Here is a 17,025-nt window from a genome sequence, read left to right on the forward strand (position 1 = left end):
AATAGATTGCCTCTCGTCGATCCCCTCGGCTCATCACATGGTAGATGGCTCCTTCATACTCTATTCGTGGTTGTCTTGGCATCTAAACATAGGATATGTATCACAAGTTAGTTGTCAATAGCAAGGTCTGACCCCTTTTTTTCGCCTAAACCTAAGCCTGAAATAAACCCAGCAATAGAACAGCGAATTAGAAACAAAACGACTGTAGCTACGACCCGTATCATAGAAAAGGTCATAGCCATAGAAAAAGTGATTTGGGACCAACCAGAACGAGAACGGATTACTTGGAAGATTGAAAAACATCTCGCTGAGATCGAAACGACCTACAAGCTTAAAACGAAAAAGACTCCCAAGAAATTGTCTGATCAACTAAGTGAACTTGTATCCAAGCTCTTCCAGAGGTAACTAGTAATTTTCCAAACCCCAATTTTTTTTATTTTTTTTGGCAGCACACAAGACCGATGTATCTTTTTCCCAAAAGGCCCCGGCGGGTTCTCGGTGGGTGGCCAGGGCTTGGAGAAAAAGGTCAAATTTTCTCAAGAAGAATCTAATTCTTTCAAAGCTTCATCAATATTTTTATGAAACTCTTCATCGTCTTGAATTTTGTCTTTCCAAACATCATGCCCAAAAACCAATTTCTTAGCAGCACCTCCATCGATGCCAAGAACTTGAGTCAATATATATAATGACTCTGTTCTGATCATTCCTTTTTCCTTAAGAAAGACGACCAACTGCTCAGAGGTATGGCCAGAGTTTTTGAGTTTTTGGCATTCAGCTATTAAAGGATTGTATTTTTCAAGATCCATAAACTTATATATTACTATAGTAATGTTATTAAATAAATGAGATTCTTACCTGTTAGCGCCCCAGCAACACGTTCAGCCTCAAGACGTATTGTATTATATCCAGCTTGTTTAGCAGCCCATCCTAAATCAACCATAACTTGTCTCGCAGCTGCGGTTCCTGGATACTTGCCAAAAGCTTCAATAGAGAAATTCCTCAAAATTAAAGTTGAACCTTTACTTGATACCTCAGTGTATACCGTAACAGGTCCCTTAGGCGTTTGAAGTATTTTCAAAAACATATTTGCATTACTAAACTGGATTTTGGCAGCGCCTGGGGAAGCTTTTAACGTATTCAAATTTAGAGTAAAACTCTTTTCCACTGTGCTTGCTAGCCCAAGAGGGTCTATGTAAGAGCAAGGGCTATTTTCAGCATAACGTTTCAAATTAAACTCTGAGGACATAAATCTAATAGGATCTTGAGAGATAAATCTCCCCATCTTCGGATCATAATATCTAGCACGATAATAATAGAGACCGACTTCACTATCCCATTCTCTTCCAGTGAACCCGAACTGATCAGCTTCTGCTACACCAGTCTGATTAATAATTTCTCCATAGCTTGAATAATCAGTTGTTGAAACTATGTTACCGGAGCTATTTGTAATAGATTGAACAGTTCCAATACGGTCTTTGAGATAGAAACCAAGTCCACTACCAGATCGATGACGTGCTAGAACATCGTCAACACCATCATTATTGTGGATGTAATGAGTTATAATACTACCATTGTCTTCCTTCCAAATTTGATTTCCCTGGTAATGCCACACTGTCTCTGAAGCATCTACTCGCTTTCTGATTCTGCGATCAAATAAGTCATATTCATAAATAACTGTCTGTAGTATTGAACCCCCAGAGCTTTCATTAATGACTTGAGCCAACCTATTTCTGTGATCATATGTATACCTTTGCACCTCTCCGGAAGTGTTGTCTGTCCTGGCAATCAAATTGCCCTCAAGATCATGCGAAAGCGTATAGTTGCTTACTTGATCGTATTGATTATGTTCATCGAGTTGCAACGTATAGTTCTGACTATTTGCTGAAGTCCTATTGCCGGCATCATCATAAGCAAAGTTCTCTGTTTCAGTTGGGAATGAAGGTCTCACCGCATCGGTTAACTGACCGGTTAGATCATAAGTGTATTCTATGAATTTAGAGTTTTCAGTTGCATCATCAAGCTGCCCTGCATCATCATAATTATAATCAAATGACTGTAACGGCAAGGCAGCTGCATCTTGGTGCTCAACTTTTGTTATTCTCCTTAATGGATTTGTTCTCGGCTCAATTAACTGATCAAGAGCAGGCTCAATTTGCAGGATACCTATAGCTTCAGTAGCACCCAACCTATCTAATAGCTCTTGACGTCCACTGGCATTATAGAATTGAGGGGCTACGCCATTATCTTCTAAAGCGCGATTAAATTCATAGTCTGTGGAACTTACAACGTTAGCTATATCTTGGGTTATAGCATTATATCTCGTAATGTATTCGATATCACCAAGGGCATTATGATCTATTTTTATACTTGCGGGAGCAATTCCACCTCCATGCCAAAATATATCTGTCAGTATCCCCCTTTCATCCATAATGCTCTGCATATTGACCCCAGATCCATCAGTAATTGTCTGTTGTCGTAATACATCGTTGTAGCTGTAATCTAAAGTAAATGGAGCTTGGCCGGTGTATGTTGTTGTCATAAAATCGACTCTATTGCGACTATCAAATTGGAATTCAAAACTCGCAACCTCATCGCTCGCTAAATCAAGATTCCCTGCATTATCATAGGTAAGATCAATTTCCTTAACAATTGTCAAACCATCGCTTGCTATCCAAATTTCTTTAATTAGTTGGTTGTTACTATCATAGACGAATTTACGAACACGTCCTAAGCGATCTACAATCTCAGTTAAATTATCAACACTGTCATATTCATATAATGTTGTTCTATTTTCTGTCCCAACAACTTCTATACGTTGTTCTATACGATTCTTACCATCGTAAACAAACTCAGTCCTGTTACCATTGGGATCTATCACTGCGGTTCTATTTTTGGCTGCATCATACTCGAAATTGATCTCGGTATTATCTGGCTGAACAATCTTGGAGATCACTCCATCATTACGGTAAAAACGTTTAGTCACTCTGTTTAGAGGATCTGTTATGCTAATCAGACGTCCTAGCTCATCATAGTCAAAAGTTGTCTCAGCATAGATGTCTGGCTGGCTTGGATCTGGTGCGTATTTGCGTGAGATCAAGCGGCTATTCCGATCATATTCAAACAAGGTTTCTTGACCAAGGGCATTAACAACCCTTACTAATTCACCCTCAAAATTATAATAGTAATCTGTGTCAATATCACCGGTAGACGTTTTGACTCTGCTCTTGGTTAATAGCCCTGCCTCATCAGGGAAGAAGTCTTGTATATCTCCACTTTCATTTACAGTCCTAGTGACTTGTGTGTAACTATTATAGAACAAATCTAATGTAGAGGAATCATCTCTGATCACTTTAGCAGGTTTTATCGTCTGGAATGGATCAACAACACTTGGGTAGATAAACTGAGTGACTCTATTTTCGCCATCAGTAATATCTTTAACACGTCCAAGAGCATCACGGCTTAGCTTAAGAGAATTAGTTTTAGGATCAGTCAATTGGACAAGCCTACCATTATCGTTATATGAATATTTTATGACTCTACCCAATTGATCAATTTCACTAGTTAAGTTACTAAACGAGTCATATGTCATACTCATGACATTCCCAAGTCTGTCTGTCTGAGTTAGCATATTTCCTTTATTATCAAATGTCCTAGCAATTGGTAATGTAGGATAACCAGGTTCGTAAACCTCAGTCGGTAGGTCCGGATTATTAGGATCACCATACACATTGACTGAAACCACATTATTCTCATTGGTATACTCTAGGATATTCCCTCTATCATCATACCTAGTTAAAGTAGTTAGGTTCTGAGTTGCTCCGTCCGCATCCGTCACTGCAATCTGGCGAGCCTCTGTATTCTGAACTTCATCATAAAAGATCAAGGTCGTGTTACCTTCACCATCGGTAATGGTATCAAGACGCCCATTAGCAGGATCATAAGTATTCACTGCCACAGGATTCCCATCAGGATCGAGGATCTGATAGAGGAAGTGATCGGGCGCATCACCAAAGATGGGATCGCCAACAATGGGAAAGTAGTTGAAGTCCACATATCTTCCGGCAGCATCAGTTTGTCTGACAAGATCTCCACGAGAATCATAGTCATACTGAATTGAGGCTGTGCCAGGAGTTGCGGCATCTGGATCTGAATAATCAGGATAGTCTATGCGCGTGATACGTCCGGCGCTGTCGCGAACAAATTGGATACTCAATCCTGAGCTATGGAAGATTCCATTCTCAGTGAAGGTGAGCAGATTATCATTCCTATCCTTAACGGACTGCAGCTTGCCATCGCCTGATGAGCCACCGTCGTTATAGGTAAAGACGCGTCCGTCTTTGGTAATGAGGCGATAAGTGTCCGGGTTGTAGGCAAAGACGCCGCCGAATAGGTAAGGGCGAACTTCTCCATTTGGAGCCACGCTTAAAGAGATGTTATCGACTTCCAATCTATCGTAGACTCCTGGGTCGGGGATAAAGCGAGGTTTGTTACCTATGCCGCTGTTGATAATCAAGGAGTTACATCAACTAAACCAATATTTGTTACAAATAAAATCTGACTTTATAATTTAAAAATAGCTCATTTTTGTTTAGAGAAATAGCATGGAATTAACAGAATCTAGAAAATTATTGTTTGGAGCCATTGAAAAAGCTAATGGAAAGAATTGGCTAGAGACCTTTAATGGATTATGCGTTAAAAAAGGCTACATCAATAGAATTCAAAAAGTGCTGTTTTCATATCCACTATCAGCTCTGATAATAGAATTTGGAATCATTCTCACGCTTAGCTTGATTATAGGATTCTCATTGAAACTTATTGGTATTCAGCAAACGCCTTTAAGCGAAATGATATTAATATCTATAATCTTAACTCATTGGTTACTAGTTCTAACGATAATGATTTTAACTCCTAGGGGTTCGCTATCACCACGTAAACGATTTGATGACGCCACAACCTTCTATTCAGAATTCTGCATCTCTAAGAATCTGGACCCAGGTAAAAACATCAATCAACTTCACCAACATTATACGAAGCTAAATAACTTTACTAAGCCCATTCTTTGTTTTGTCGGAGTAGCCTTTTTAGTGCCTTCTTTGCTAAACAACATTTTTTTGGAATCCATAATAAATTTGGATATAGGTTATGCTTATACAATTAGTAAGATCAGCACTTGGGCTCTACTATTTTTAATACCTGCTTCTATACATTGGTATATCAGGGTCTTTTGCCCCTTATGCTGGTGCTTATGGATCAAGGAACGTATTGATAAAGAACAGGACTCTTAAAACCTTCAAGCTCTACCATATCATTGAGTGCTTTTGAGACAGACTTTTTACTTGCTGAAACAGTCTAACTATATAATTCAAGCTCTTTACGTAATTTTGCTATCAATCTCATTCTATCTACATTTTTTCCAAGACCAGATAGGCGACAGATTTCCTGTTCAAGCTGATGCTTTCTAGTAACTGTATTTTTATTTTTTGCTTCTATGTATTCGAGGTTTCTTCTACTACATTCGTCTCTTAGTTCTTTCCATGCTTTTTCGTTCGTTTTCTTAGGCACTTCAACTTTATAGCCAAGACAATAGCAGTCTTTTCCGCAAAACGTACATTGGGGGAATAATTTAGAATGTTTAGCCTGACGGGTAACGAACTTGCAGTCAAAACATACCCAGTTATAATTGCTAGCTGACATCGCGAATCTAATCTAGCAAATGAACTACCTTGAGCAACAATTGCTTTGTTAATCGTTTATAGATGATTCAAACCTAAATTATCTTTAACTTCAAAGTGATTCACTTAATTGTATGTAGGTGCTTGATCAAATTAAAGAGTTTCCAAAACTTGCTAAACATTTAAAGCACCCCCTTGTCCTAGGTGGATTTATTGCAATGCTCTTTTTTGCTCTCAGCAACCAATTTTTAGGATCGAATAAAATCCCAACCATTGACCAAAGTCATGGTTTCATTGTTTTACAGACAATATTAACATATGGGTTTTACCTCGCAGTCATCCCAATAATCCTAGGATTTCTATTAGCATTCTATAAGACTGCCAAAGAATCGAAACCAGACCTTGAATCAGCTAAATCTATTGCAGAAGAATTATACGAAAAAAGAATCAAAAGGGATGATCGCCATTTGGAGTTCTACCAAGAACAGCTACGTTCTCGTGATGAGCAAATCGAGGCTTTGACTAATACCATTAACAATCTATCAAAAGTTTCAAGTGGACCTACTCTTGAACAAGCATTTCTGGAATTAAAAGAAGGAGATACTTTAAAAGCTGAAGAAATTTATACCAAAATAGCTGCTAAGCGAGAGCAAGACGGATCAATTGCTAATAATGAAGCTGCTGAGGCATATAGAAGTATTGGAGATTTAGCTTACCTACACGATACAGATAAAGCTCTTCTATCTTACAAGAAGGCTACGGATCTTAACCCGAAGGACATATATGCTTGGAACCAACTCGGCATGATAGCAATTAGAATTGGTGACTTACATGAAGCAGAAGAAGCCTTTACTAGATATCTTAGTCTAATTAGCCCAAATAAAGACAAGCTCCAAGTCCTCCGTATATATACTAATCTTGGAAATGTTTATAAAGTAAAAGGTAATTATAAGAGAGCCGAAGAACTATTTAACAAAGCTTTGGACTTAAGCAAAAAATTAGACGATAAAAATAAAATCGCCGATTCATATTGCAATTTAGGTGTAGTCTACCATCACCAAAAAAAACATATCAAATCAGAGCAAACATATCAAAAGGCCATAGCAATTCATAGCGAACTAGATGATAAGAAAGGGCTAGCAACAATATTTGCCAATCTAGCAGTCACATATCAACATCAAGGCAATATATCAAAAGCCTTAGAGTATTACAGTAAATCCTTAGAAATCAATAAGCTGCTTGATTGCAAGGAAGAGATGGCCAGTGATTATTGCAATTTAGGAACTATTTATCAACTTACCTTCGATTTTAAAACAGCCGAAAAAATGTATACTAAAGCATTAGATATTCATACCTCCCTTAAACACAAAGAAGGATTGGCACACAGTTATTTTAACCTTGGAACAATATTCCAACATCAACAAGATTTTCAAAAAGCTGAAGATATGCTTAATAAAGCATTAAAAGCCAACCTTGAACTATGTCATAAGGAAAGAAGCGAACGTTGCTATTTTGCTTTAGGAATCGTCTATACAAGCCAAAAGAATTTAGTAAAGGCTGAAGAAATGTATGCAAATTCTTTGGCTCTCAACAAGGAACTAAAACAAGATGACAGAATTTCGTATTCAACTGGAAGTTTAGGAACACTATACATGCTACAGGGTAAATTCGCAAAGGCTGAAGAAAGATTTAAGCAAGCTTTAGCAATAGAGCAAAAACTTGGGCGTATCGAAGGAATTGCGATATCTAGAAATTGTTTAGGAAATGTATATAAGAAACTCAACAACATTGAAGGAGCTATTGAGCAGTATAAGGAATGTGTAAAGTTATTTAAAGACATCGCACCTGATAAATCAAAAGCTCTGGAAGCTTCGATTGCTAAACTAGAAAACCAAATAACTACTTCCTCGGATGAAACCTCGAATGAGCATCCTTCAAATCAGTAATGGTTAATCGTAAATACTGCTCTGTCGTCACCAACGACCTATGTCCTAGCATCTCTTGAACGTGCCTGAGGTTTGCGTTGTTCTGCACCATATGAGTCGCGCAAGTATGTCTCCAAACGTGAGCCGTGAGTTTCTGCTTCAATCTAGCTAGACGCCCATACTTTTCTAGCATGGTATCCAGGGTTGTTCCTCCAATTGGCCCATTCCTACGATTGGATACGAATAGCACATCGCAAGCTTTGCCTTTGAGGATTTCAGGGCGTATGCCACTGATATAGTTGGCTAGGTATTCACAGGCAGTCTTAGACAATGGAACAACTCTGTCTTTTGCTCCTTTGCCATGATTGATCCTGAGTAGTTCATCATCAAGATTCACATCAGTCAGCTTGAGAGCCAATAATTCGGCCCGTCTAATTCCTGTGCAGTAGAAGACCTCAAGGATTGTTCTATCACGATAACCAAGAGATGTTTCTATATCAGGAGCCTCTATGACTCTCTCAGCTTCTTTTATAGTCAATATGCTCTTAGGCAGTCTATCTGGTTTCTTGGGATATTGAATGTTCTCTGATGGATCAGTTTTCAGACGCCCATCGCTGTGTAATAATTTGTATAGGTTTCTTACAGCTATCAATATCTGCGTCTGGTTGGTTACGCTTCGCTGCCTGCCACGTTCAGACTTCTCGTAGTAGAGATCCTGTTGAAAGAACTGAAGGTGATCAGCCGTCACTTTCAACACATCAGCTATACTATTGCGTTCCAAGAACTTGCCAAACCTCTTTAAGTAGTTGTTCTGTGCCTTAATGGACTGAGGCGAGAAGTTGAGCACTTCACAATGACTAGCATAAATTCCGATTGCCTCATCGATATTCATTTTCTGGGATGAGTTTTGCTTAGCGTTTGTTTTAGATCATTAATAGACAAGTGTGTATAGACTTGCGTGCTTGTAATGGACTTATGCCCAAGTTGCTTTTGAACATGATGAACAGACGCCCCTGAATTGAGCATATGGGTAGCACAAGCATGTCTGAAAGCATGAGGAGAGACGGTCTTACTCAAAGCCTGCTTAGCAATGTCCCTGATACATCTAGCTAAAGCATCCGTTGTAAGAGGCAAATGATCAAATCTACTGGAGAGCCAGAGAGCATATTGTGTTGGCTGCTTACTACACCAATTCTTTCGAGTCATATTGATGTATCGACTCAAGTATTTAACGGCAACTTCTCCAATCGGAGTAATTCTGTCCTTGGCTCCTTTTCCTTGAACGACAATCAATAGTCCTTGATCTAAATCAACATGATCAATTTTAAGGTTAGCCAGTTCTTTTAGTCGAAGGCCGGATGAGTAGATAACTTCTAGCAGTGCTCTATCTCGAATACCTTTAGCCGATGAGAGGTCCGGACATTGAAGAATTTGTTCTACCTCTGATATAGTCAACACATTCTTGGGTAATGACTCTACAGCTTTAGGCGTCTGAAATGCAGAAGCCAGGTCAGTAGAAATAATTCCTTTCTCATATAAAAAGGATAACAAGCCCTTCACATAATAGATTTGATTCTTCTGTGTAGCTCGTGAATAACCGCAAAGAGTCATATAATGCTGATACTTCTTGATGGTCGCTTGATTTATCTGCTTCCAGCTATTAATGCTCTGCTCAGATAGATATTTTACAAAGTATCCAAGGCAATAGGTCATGTTGCTTAAAGTTGATTGAGGCGTATTCAAAACTCTTCTGTGCTCCACAAACCTATATATGCCTTCGCTCAGGCCCTCGAAGCGGTAGCTGTTCTCTTTTTTTTAGTTGAGGGGCAACGACTTACGCTGTTTTTAACTTCGGGATTCTGAGCCAACGAAGTACCCTCGAAGTAACCTATCTTCAACGAAGCTGCTGCCTTTTTGATCTCCTCTATTGGTCTTAGCCAAGGGACTGAATGAGAGACCGTTTTACCAATGAGCTTATAGCTGTAGAGTTGGCCTTGTTTGCCGTGAAGTCTAATCAGATACTCTAAATCTGTTAGCTGTTTGATATGCGTTCTGAGCTGATATTCTGACCAGCCAAGTTCCTCACGTAGCTCTCTACGAGTAAATCTGATGTTATCTTGAGTGGTTTCTTTCTCCTTAGCCTGATTAGCTACATAGTCCGTTATGTATTGCAGCAGCACTTTACTAGGACCAGACAATTCATCAACTTGGAAGATCCGAGCAGCAAGGCGATTAGCTAGTTCAATATCAGCTAGAGTTGTTTCGATATACTCACCGATCTCGGGATGACTTTTCTTTTGTCTTTGGAACTGATGAAGAAAGGTAATGGCCAGGTTAAGGTTGAGGTATTTGGGGTTATCACGGCGAAGCGATAGCTTGTCTTGTGGAATCTCTAACAATGGCTCATATGGATTGACTACCTTTATGGGTTGGAGAAGTCTCTGGAATGCGTGTTGTCGATCAATCACAACCTTTTTCTTCTGTTTGAATAGATAGCCATCGAGGGTATGACTGTTGCGCTGAGCCTCTAGTATGGCCTTGGTTTGTTCGGCAGATTCATCAATGTTCAGAATAATAAACCTGCTTCTCGTCTCTGCATCACTTTCCGGTTTGGTAGTGGTTTGAAAGACTGCTGTTTGGGCCTCTACGATGTTGGTCTGAGTTTCTAGATTGCCATTGAGTGGGTTTTTGACAGTCGTTTCAATGGCCAGACGTTTAGCAGAGATAAGATTACGAAGGGCATATGATGCGTTCATAGCCCCAGCTTCCTCTTCCAATGCTAGAACCTTGCCTTTAAGCGTATCTTTACCTTTGTAAAACAGGGCTTTTTCGCTAAGAGTCGTTAGGCTGATCAAATCCTCGTCAGGACAGAGAGATAGAATGGTGTTTTGTAAATGACTCTTGCCCGCTCCACTGCCTGATAAAACAAGCAACGCTAAGGGATCGTCCATTTTACGGGATGTCATAGCCAGATAAGCCACCAGCTTGTTTTCCTCTTCTCCTACAAAGCCAAGCTTAGCAATGTCAGCAAGTATCTTATCTAGCAGATTAGGAGACCTAGCAAATGAAGCTGCGGCCTTTGCTTCTGCTTTAGATAGAACGGGCGTCTCTGGCAGTTGATCGGATAACTGCTGATTTACATAGCTCTCGACTATTTCCATGAGATTGATGACATCTGACTCGATGACCTCGGCAGATTCCGAAAAAAGACGGGCTGTTTCACCAATAAAGGTTTTACGGGATCGGGATAGATAGAAATCGATCGTATCGATATGAAGGCGTTTAGTCTCATCATTGACGGCTTTAACCGTGGATCTCAAACGCCCAGGACTTGGCTTTTCAATGGCTCTTAGCTGATAGGTTCTTTTTGCAAATGAAACATTAATGCCATCCCCTAGCTGTTCCACTGCTGGTTTCATTTACTAACCTGCTCCAGCCTACGCAGCAATTTCTGAAGCTTTTCAGTTTGTTTACTGTGCTGATTCTCGTGCTCTATGAGCCAGTCAACCAACTTATCAGAAATCTCATTGACCTTATCTTGTGGGCTTTTGGGCTTCTTCTTCATAGCTTGTCCCGTTGCTTGGTTAAGTCTAAGACGATCTGCTTGAGCCTTTGGGCTTGTTGTTCTTCTATCTGCGCGTATTCCATCAGCCGGATGAGAAGCAACGTAAGTTGTTTTTTGGCAATGTCTTTAGGCATATGATAATCTCCAAGTGTTCGTAAACCGTCCGTTTTACTAACAGGCAATTTGTTTAAGTCGTTGAATATTGGTTCTTTAGGGTTCTAAGGTTGGTTGAAATGAGTTTGTGAATAGTGGCAATTGATAGATCCACGCGACGGGAGATCTCACGAATACTCAAACCATCACGGCGTAGACGTTTAACTCTTTGGATTTGCTTAAACTGCTGTTGATCCTCAACAAGACATCCAATTTCATCAATACGAAATCCATAAGGTATTCTGCCACTCCACTGGCCTTGTTGCCTCTTGTGGCTCAAAGCGTCTCTTGTGCGTTCACGAATTGTCTCGCGCTCCCAGGTGGCCATTGCCCCTAACATGGTCAGAAAGAACCTGCCATTGGCTGAAGTTGTATCGAGGGTCTCTGTTATTGAGTGAAGACTTATATTATGAGGAATGAATTTCTCATAGACCAAGCTAAGCAGATCCTTCGTAGAACGAGTCAATCTATCGAGCTTGTATACGATCAAGTGGTTAGCTTCCCCAGTCTGCAACATACATAGAGCTTTTTGGAGCCCCTTACGATTTAAGTCTTTAGCCGAGAGTCCAGCATCTGAAACTATTTCAATAAGCTCTAAATCTTTAATTAGAGCATACGCTTTGATCTTTTCTTGCTGAGCGAGAAGGGAGACACCTTCACGGGCTTGTTCATCAGTGGATACACGACAATAGCCAATCGATTTTTGTTTATTCATAACATTCTAACCTATTTATCAACAATGCATTACAACAATCTTACTATCGTAGTTACTACGACAATATTTTTACTCGTAGCTACTACGATGGTCAAGTAACATTTAATTATAGTAAGGACAGGAGCTGGCTTATTTTATCTAACTCTTTGACTGAATAATACTTATGGACGGAAAAAAATTGCCTACACGTTTGAGAGCTGCCAGAGAAAAGGCTGCCCTAAGCCAGAGTCAATTTGCTAAGAAATATGATTTGAGCATACATACGCTTCAATCATGGGAACAGGGTAAATACGTCCCAAGAGGTTTGGCAGCAAAAGAACTAGACCGTATCCTCAGCCGGATACTCAAAGATTAGGATTATAGTTATCCTATCCCTTTCAAAATATCAGACCACTCAGCCTTAAGCTTCTTTTTGATCTCTACGATCAGCGGGAAGGATGGGCAAACCTCTCCACCCTCAATCTTCTGGAAATGTCTATCGTGGATGTCAGTAAGCTCTGCCACCTTCTCTTGGGTCAATTTGGCTTCACTCCGAGCACGCGCGATATTACGCCCTAGCTTTTTAGCTAATTTCTTACGATCTGCATCCTTTCGCATGCATCAAGCATGACTGATACTCAAAAACACGTTACGCCAATAATGGGCGTGTTATTGTCTTGCCAGATGCGATCTCAGGGTTTTATCTTAGAAATCATGAAAAGCGTGCTATCCGGTATCCTTACAACGCTTAGCGTTATATCTGCACTTATTTTTAGTGATATTGTGGTCATCCTTATTGGGGCTGCGATTTGGGCATCTCCAGCCCCTTGGTGGGCAGCTATTCTAATGATGATAATTCTATACCCCCTATGGAAACTCGCGGGTTTCTTTGCCCCCATGTTCTTCGCATTCTTGGCTAAAGGCTTATCGGAAGAGAAAAAGTCCTGATTTCAATGACCGTTGTATGGCAAAAATGACTAGCCATCATTAAAATTCAAAATAGCCTGACCGCACACAAATCCTATGGATTTTTCAACAAGTTGAAGTGATTGAAATTTACTTCCTTGGCCAACTACTTTTGCTAGTTTCCTATATAGGGTACTTCCGACCTTTCAAGAGCGCAACAAAGCATAATTTTAAAATAGCCTAAACGAGAAGCTTCAACACTCCATTTCTTGCAGAGGTTTTTCAGAAAAGTAGCCCTTATTACCCGTGTAACTTAGTTTAGCATATGCAAAACTAAAGACGGATTACTCGGCTTTTACTCTCTACCGGCGGCAGAGTTTTTCTTCTCTTTACAGTAGGTCCAAGCAAATAACCCTTTGGTTTTCGTCCTTCAGCCTTTAGCGCATCATTAACTTTGTGCTCAAGCTCCTCCTCAGTCCATTGCTCATCCAGTCGCTGGTTATATTCATCCATCACCTCCCTCGCATCATGCTCGTCTAGGTCAAAGCCCTGTATGACGGTGCAGGCTACGCGATAAGTCGTATTATGCCCACCTTTACCGGAAACGGCTTCAGGCATCTTGCGCATGTATGCTTTCGCTCTATCTAGCTTGTCCATTTTCTATTTTTCTTCTTTCTTGTTACCCCAGGACCCCACAACCCCCACAAGTATAAACCTAATAAGAGATTATATTTTTTATATTTTAATTAGATTCTCCATTATATGTAGTTATGTGGGTTATGGGGTTGTGGGGGTTATGGGGTTAAAAATATCCAAGTAGGTTGAATTCGATTCTGTAAAAGCATATAGCTTCACTTGCGTTGACCCCTTGCCCTCGGGCCTTTGCTTGGACCCCAAGAACCTGGATACGCTAAAATCGTCAATCTGCGGCCTATCTGTGCTCTCGAAAACCTGACTCATGATCATGCCAACCCGGCGCGCGGCATCTTCATCGCTGGCATTTTCCCTGAGCCCTGGGATCTCTGTATTGGCAACATTTGCGACTCCTACAATATCGCTAGCTTGAACCTGAATACCAAGTCGACCCGTCTTCTTAAGAGCTATAGCTACTTCTCTTAAAAATCTGTCGTTGCTGTTTACCGAATCTTGCTGAATTTTCTGATGCCCCTCTGTAATGGAAGGCAGATCAAAAAGATTCATCACAATCCAATCTAAGCTCTGCACCCACTCCCTAAAATCATGCTGAGTGTTCTTAGTTCTCGGTGTTCCTTGTTTGATGTATTCGATGATGATCGAGAACACACAGCCAAGAAAGTAGCCGCAATTTGCTCTAACATGATCTACAAGATCACCTTCAGGGTATTTTTTGTAAGCATATCCACACCTCTTTTTGATCCGAACGATGTTAGATCGATTGGCCATGTCTTTAGTCAAATGAGCACTGTTTGAAGTCAGCATTAAATTGTAACGACGTGGATCAACATCTATCTCAGCTTTATAAGGAGTTCTACAACCAAAGCTTCCTGAAGCTGTCATAAAGGCTTCAAGCATGGGTGAATCCACTCTTCCCCGGATATTATCTAATTGTATAAACGGGCTACCTTTAACTAGGGCGTTGGCTAATGACTCATCCAAACTACCTGGACTATTGCCCTTCTTCTGAGTCACCACACGAGGGTTATCGTTATAAACGGCACACACAATTTTCTGTTGATAGCCCTTACCTGCTTGTGAATGATCTGCCTCAATAATTTGAAGCGGAATAGAGCCTTTTATAAGACCGCTCATCTTCAATGCAGGAGTTAATAAACATGCAATCGCTCGTGACTTATCCGCCTCACTTTGAAAATCAAACTCAGCAAAAAGACTCTCTATTGCCTCTTTAGCCTCTGAGAAAAGAACTTCAGGGACTTCAACCTCCTTAGTAATAAAAACGCCCCCACACTCAGGATGGTAGCCAAGTTCTAGAATTTTAACCTCCTCTTGGTTGTATGTTAGAATAGGACAATTAACCACGGAACTTATGTTAGGAAGAATTTCCCGAGCTTCCTGAGACTTCATTAAAGCCTTTGCAGTCGTATCAGGACAAACCGCTTGGACCTTCTTGTCTTTCTTCTGCTTAACGACTCTGACGTAGCTTTCTATACGTGAACGGAACGCATGAGGATCTATTGTAGCTAAGTTATATCCCTCTTCGGTTTCCAAAATTTCGCATAAGCCCCCGCCACGGTAAAAGATGCGTTTTCCTTTCGCTATCTCGGTATAGAGCTTTTCGGCGCAATCTGATATGGAGAGGTTTTCACCTGGAAGCTCTATTTCAGGAACATATTCAACTGGCTTTTCTGTTTCTAGCTCTGCATTAGCATCCTTGTTCTTTTGATCCTTAATATCAAAACCTTTAAGATTGCCAGAATCGAACTCAATAGGTGGATTCCCGCAGGTTATTTTATAATCCATTCCCTCTGGATGTTTGCCGAATACAATGGCTTGTTTTCCTGTAGATAAGAAATCACCAACATCCTTACCCTGGTGCCTTAGTTTTCGATTCTTAGGAAGCTCTCCAGTCTCATAGTAGAAAAACTTCACACCTTTACTTCCTACTACTTGAGTTGTTGCTTTGAACTCTGGATTATCCTTTAAAAAATTTTCAAGATAGCTGTCGTCATCAATATCAACACAGCAGAGGCCATTACTCTTAGCTCCAGTAGCCAAACCAATATTTCCGCTTTCAAGCTCTTTCAAGTATACGGGGTCATCCATTACATCGAGCATGAGATGTCTCCATTTCCTGGGACTTCCCTTAACCCCTAAAGGCCAATGAAGTAAAAGCACATCCGAACCGAAAATTTCCTGAAGCTTTTGAACTCTAGACCGTTTACTTGTTATTTCGACCGGCTTGTCACTGAGGTTTTTTGAATCCTCCTCAACTGGCTTTAATAGGTCAAAGAAGCCTTCAGGTATTTCTGCAATATCCTGATCATTTACTATCTTACAGTATGCCTCTGCTTTCCCATCATGGTCTAAGTCAATTCGTCCCCCAGGCGCCAAGACATAATCATTTCCGGCTACAAGATAGCAGCTATCCGTTAATCTCTTTGATACCACTTTACTTGAACATCTAAAGTAGTAATTCTTTTCAACATCAGGAATTTCGGTTGTAAAAGTTTCTGGAAATTCGCCATATAGTTCTTGAACGAGTTCTATATCATTATCTTTCTTCCTTAAATCATGCTTAATAACAACATGCGAGCTTTGCCCTGGCATAACTCCGTAATTGGATAGATTAGCTTTGGCATGGTCATGGATATAGTTTGTATCACACTTCGCCAACCACTGCTTCAAATCAATATTACCTTCGGGCTTCATACTTAGGGGCTCAAGTGGTCTTGCTTTAAGCCCCATTTCATAGATCAGCTCGATACCTTGTTTGCGGTTTATTTCAATCATAGCTATTAATTCCTTCCTTGTTGAGGAGGAATGTAGATATGACCTCCAATCCCAGCCTTCTTAAGCGCTCTTGTTAATTCCTTGTCAGCTAATCTAGCGGCTTCTAAGGCTTCATTTAATTCTGCATCTTTCACACTAGCCATAGCTTCAGTTACTAGTGATTTAGCCATTAGGAGTGTTCCAAGTGATAACTTGGCTCTGACTATTTTTTCTTTATCCATGTGGTTTCCTTTCTTGAAGAACACAGCCACAAGTGATAGTCTTAGAATACCGATTTAATAAGACTAACCCTGACTGATGGCCTTCATTAGTTGGGGTTGTTTTTTATTTATTTACAGACCTCTAGGACTTTTCCTTTCGGTCGAGAGTTTTTTGACAATTGATTTAGATAGTTCCTTACACTATGAACACAAACGAGCCTGCGTCCGCCACGGGAACCTCTCCGCAAAAGGGCAGATTGGATCTTACCCTCGTGAATAAGTTTGAATGCCGTTGATCGCCGAATACCAAACCTTGCTTCTAAATGTAAGCGTCAATGGAAGCGCCATAGGAAAAAACTCGTAAAGTCATAGATAGCGTAGTCGTAGGAGGTATGACACTATTGACTTCAAGCGGCTTGTCTTGAACTGGTCGAAAGGGCTTGTCGTAGTTGGTTGTTTTGGT

General features: G+C 40.3%; 18 protein-coding genes. 5 read left to right on the forward strand and 13 right to left on the reverse strand.

Features of this window, described 5'->3' with window-relative positions; all coding sequences use genetic code 11:
* Positions 1 to 111: 111 nt before the first annotated feature.
* Positions 112 to 405, forward strand: a complete 294-nt coding sequence (locus tag AAGA18_14735) for a hypothetical protein (protein ID MEM9446597.1) — start codon at positions 112 to 114, stop codon at positions 403 to 405.
* A gap of 131 nt (positions 406 to 536) precedes the next feature.
* Here the strand turns inward: AAGA18_14735 and AAGA18_14740 are convergent, their stop codons facing one another.
* Positions 537 to 806, reverse strand: a complete 270-nt coding sequence (locus tag AAGA18_14740; GenBank protein ID MEM9446598.1) for a hypothetical protein — start codon at positions 804 to 806, stop codon at positions 537 to 539.
* Positions 807 to 820: 14 nt separating this feature from the next.
* Entirely contained in the window at positions 821 to 4,513 is a 3,693-nt protein-coding gene (locus AAGA18_14745; protein ID MEM9446599.1) for an RHS repeat-associated core domain-containing protein, read from the reverse strand.
* A gap of 88 nt (positions 4,514 to 4,601) precedes the next feature.
* Here AAGA18_14745 and AAGA18_14750 point away from each other — a divergent pair, with 88 nt between their 5' ends.
* Complete coding sequence (locus AAGA18_14750; GenBank protein MEM9446600.1) at positions 4,602 to 5,285, forward strand: hypothetical protein; 684 nt, start codon at positions 4,602 to 4,604, stop codon at positions 5,283 to 5,285.
* A gap of 64 nt (positions 5,286 to 5,349) precedes the next feature.
* Here AAGA18_14750 and AAGA18_14755 read toward each other — a convergent pair whose 3' ends face one another.
* Positions 5,350 to 5,694 carry a hypothetical protein gene (locus AAGA18_14755; protein MEM9446601.1) on the reverse strand — a complete coding sequence of 115 codons (345 nt, stop codon included), beginning with the start codon at positions 5,692 to 5,694 and terminating at the stop codon, positions 5,350 to 5,352.
* Positions 5,695 to 5,812: 118 nt separating this feature from the next.
* Here AAGA18_14755 and AAGA18_14760 point away from each other — a divergent pair, with 118 nt between their 5' ends.
* Positions 5,813 to 7,618, forward strand: a complete 1,806-nt coding sequence (locus tag AAGA18_14760) for a tetratricopeptide repeat protein (GenBank protein ID MEM9446602.1) — start codon at positions 5,813 to 5,815, stop codon at positions 7,616 to 7,618.
* Here AAGA18_14760 and AAGA18_14765 read toward each other — a convergent pair.
* The 6 genes from AAGA18_14765 to AAGA18_14790 are packed head-to-tail and all read right to left on the reverse strand — an operon-like array spanning position 7,572 to position 12,030.
* The gene (locus AAGA18_14765) at positions 7,572 to 8,489 is read right to left on the reverse strand and encodes a tyrosine-type recombinase/integrase (GenBank protein ID MEM9446603.1); all 918 of its coding nucleotides are present in this window, start codon (positions 8,487 to 8,489) and stop codon (positions 7,572 to 7,574) included. The two genes, AAGA18_14760 and AAGA18_14765, sit on opposite strands and share 47 nt — an antisense overlap.
* The gene (locus AAGA18_14770; protein MEM9446604.1) at positions 8,486 to 9,358 is read right to left on the reverse strand and encodes a tyrosine-type recombinase/integrase; all 873 of its coding nucleotides are present in this window, start codon (positions 9,356 to 9,358) and stop codon (positions 8,486 to 8,488) included. The genes AAGA18_14765 and AAGA18_14770 overlap by 4 nt, the downstream gene beginning before the upstream one ends.
* Positions 9,359 to 9,378: 20 nt before the next feature.
* Positions 9,379 to 11,016: a hypothetical protein gene (locus AAGA18_14775; GenBank protein MEM9446605.1), complete on the reverse strand. Its 1,638-nt coding sequence runs from the start codon at positions 11,014 to 11,016 to the stop codon at positions 9,379 to 9,381.
* The gene (locus tag AAGA18_14780; GenBank protein MEM9446606.1) at positions 11,013 to 11,162 is read right to left on the reverse strand and encodes a hypothetical protein; all 150 of its coding nucleotides are present in this window, start codon (positions 11,160 to 11,162) and stop codon (positions 11,013 to 11,015) included. The genes AAGA18_14775 and AAGA18_14780 overlap by 4 nt, the downstream gene beginning before the upstream one ends.
* Entirely contained in the window at positions 11,159 to 11,296 is a 138-nt protein-coding gene (locus AAGA18_14785; GenBank protein ID MEM9446607.1) for a hypothetical protein, read from the reverse strand. Before AAGA18_14785 ends, AAGA18_14780 begins: the two co-directional genes overlap by 4 nt.
* A 53-nt stretch (positions 11,297 to 11,349) precedes the next feature.
* Complete coding sequence (locus AAGA18_14790; protein MEM9446608.1) at positions 11,350 to 12,030, reverse strand: recombinase family protein; 681 nt, start codon at positions 12,028 to 12,030, stop codon at positions 11,350 to 11,352.
* Between the two features lie 163 nt (positions 12,031 to 12,193).
* Between AAGA18_14790 and AAGA18_14795 the strand changes: the two genes are divergently transcribed.
* The gene (locus AAGA18_14795; protein ID MEM9446609.1) at positions 12,194 to 12,385 is read left to right on the forward strand and encodes a helix-turn-helix domain-containing protein; all 192 of its coding nucleotides are present in this window, start codon (positions 12,194 to 12,196) and stop codon (positions 12,383 to 12,385) included.
* 8 nt (positions 12,386 to 12,393) lie between these two features.
* Here AAGA18_14795 and AAGA18_14800 read toward each other — a convergent pair whose 3' ends face one another.
* Positions 12,394 to 12,627: a helix-turn-helix transcriptional regulator gene (locus AAGA18_14800; GenBank protein ID MEM9446610.1), complete on the reverse strand. Its 234-nt coding sequence runs from the start codon at positions 12,625 to 12,627 to the stop codon at positions 12,394 to 12,396.
* A 96-nt stretch (positions 12,628 to 12,723) separates the two neighbouring features.
* On the opposite strand from AAGA18_14800, the gene AAGA18_14805 reads away from it, so the two are divergent.
* Positions 12,724 to 12,957, forward strand: a complete 234-nt coding sequence (locus AAGA18_14805; GenBank protein MEM9446611.1) for a hypothetical protein — start codon at positions 12,724 to 12,726, stop codon at positions 12,955 to 12,957.
* A gap of 291 nt (positions 12,958 to 13,248) precedes the next feature.
* Here the strand turns inward: AAGA18_14805 and AAGA18_14810 are convergent, their stop codons facing one another.
* From AAGA18_14810 to AAGA18_14820, 3 genes are all read right to left on the reverse strand, one after another.
* Positions 13,249 to 13,572, reverse strand: a complete 324-nt coding sequence (locus AAGA18_14810) for a hypothetical protein (GenBank protein MEM9446612.1) — start codon at positions 13,570 to 13,572, stop codon at positions 13,249 to 13,251.
* A 120-nt stretch (positions 13,573 to 13,692) separates the two neighbouring features.
* Positions 13,693 to 16,362, reverse strand: a complete 2,670-nt coding sequence (locus AAGA18_14815; GenBank protein MEM9446613.1) for a hypothetical protein — start codon at positions 16,360 to 16,362, stop codon at positions 13,693 to 13,695.
* A gap of 5 nt (positions 16,363 to 16,367) precedes the next feature.
* Positions 16,368 to 16,583, reverse strand: coding sequence for a hypothetical protein (locus AAGA18_14820; protein MEM9446614.1), 216 nt, complete (start codon positions 16,581 to 16,583; stop codon positions 16,368 to 16,370).
* Positions 16,584 to 17,025: the final 442 nt, after the last annotated feature.

Source organism: Verrucomicrobiota bacterium (genome assembly GCA_039192515.1).
Taxonomy (GTDB): Bacteria; Verrucomicrobiota; Verrucomicrobiia; order Methylacidiphilales; family JBCCWR01; genus JBCCWR01.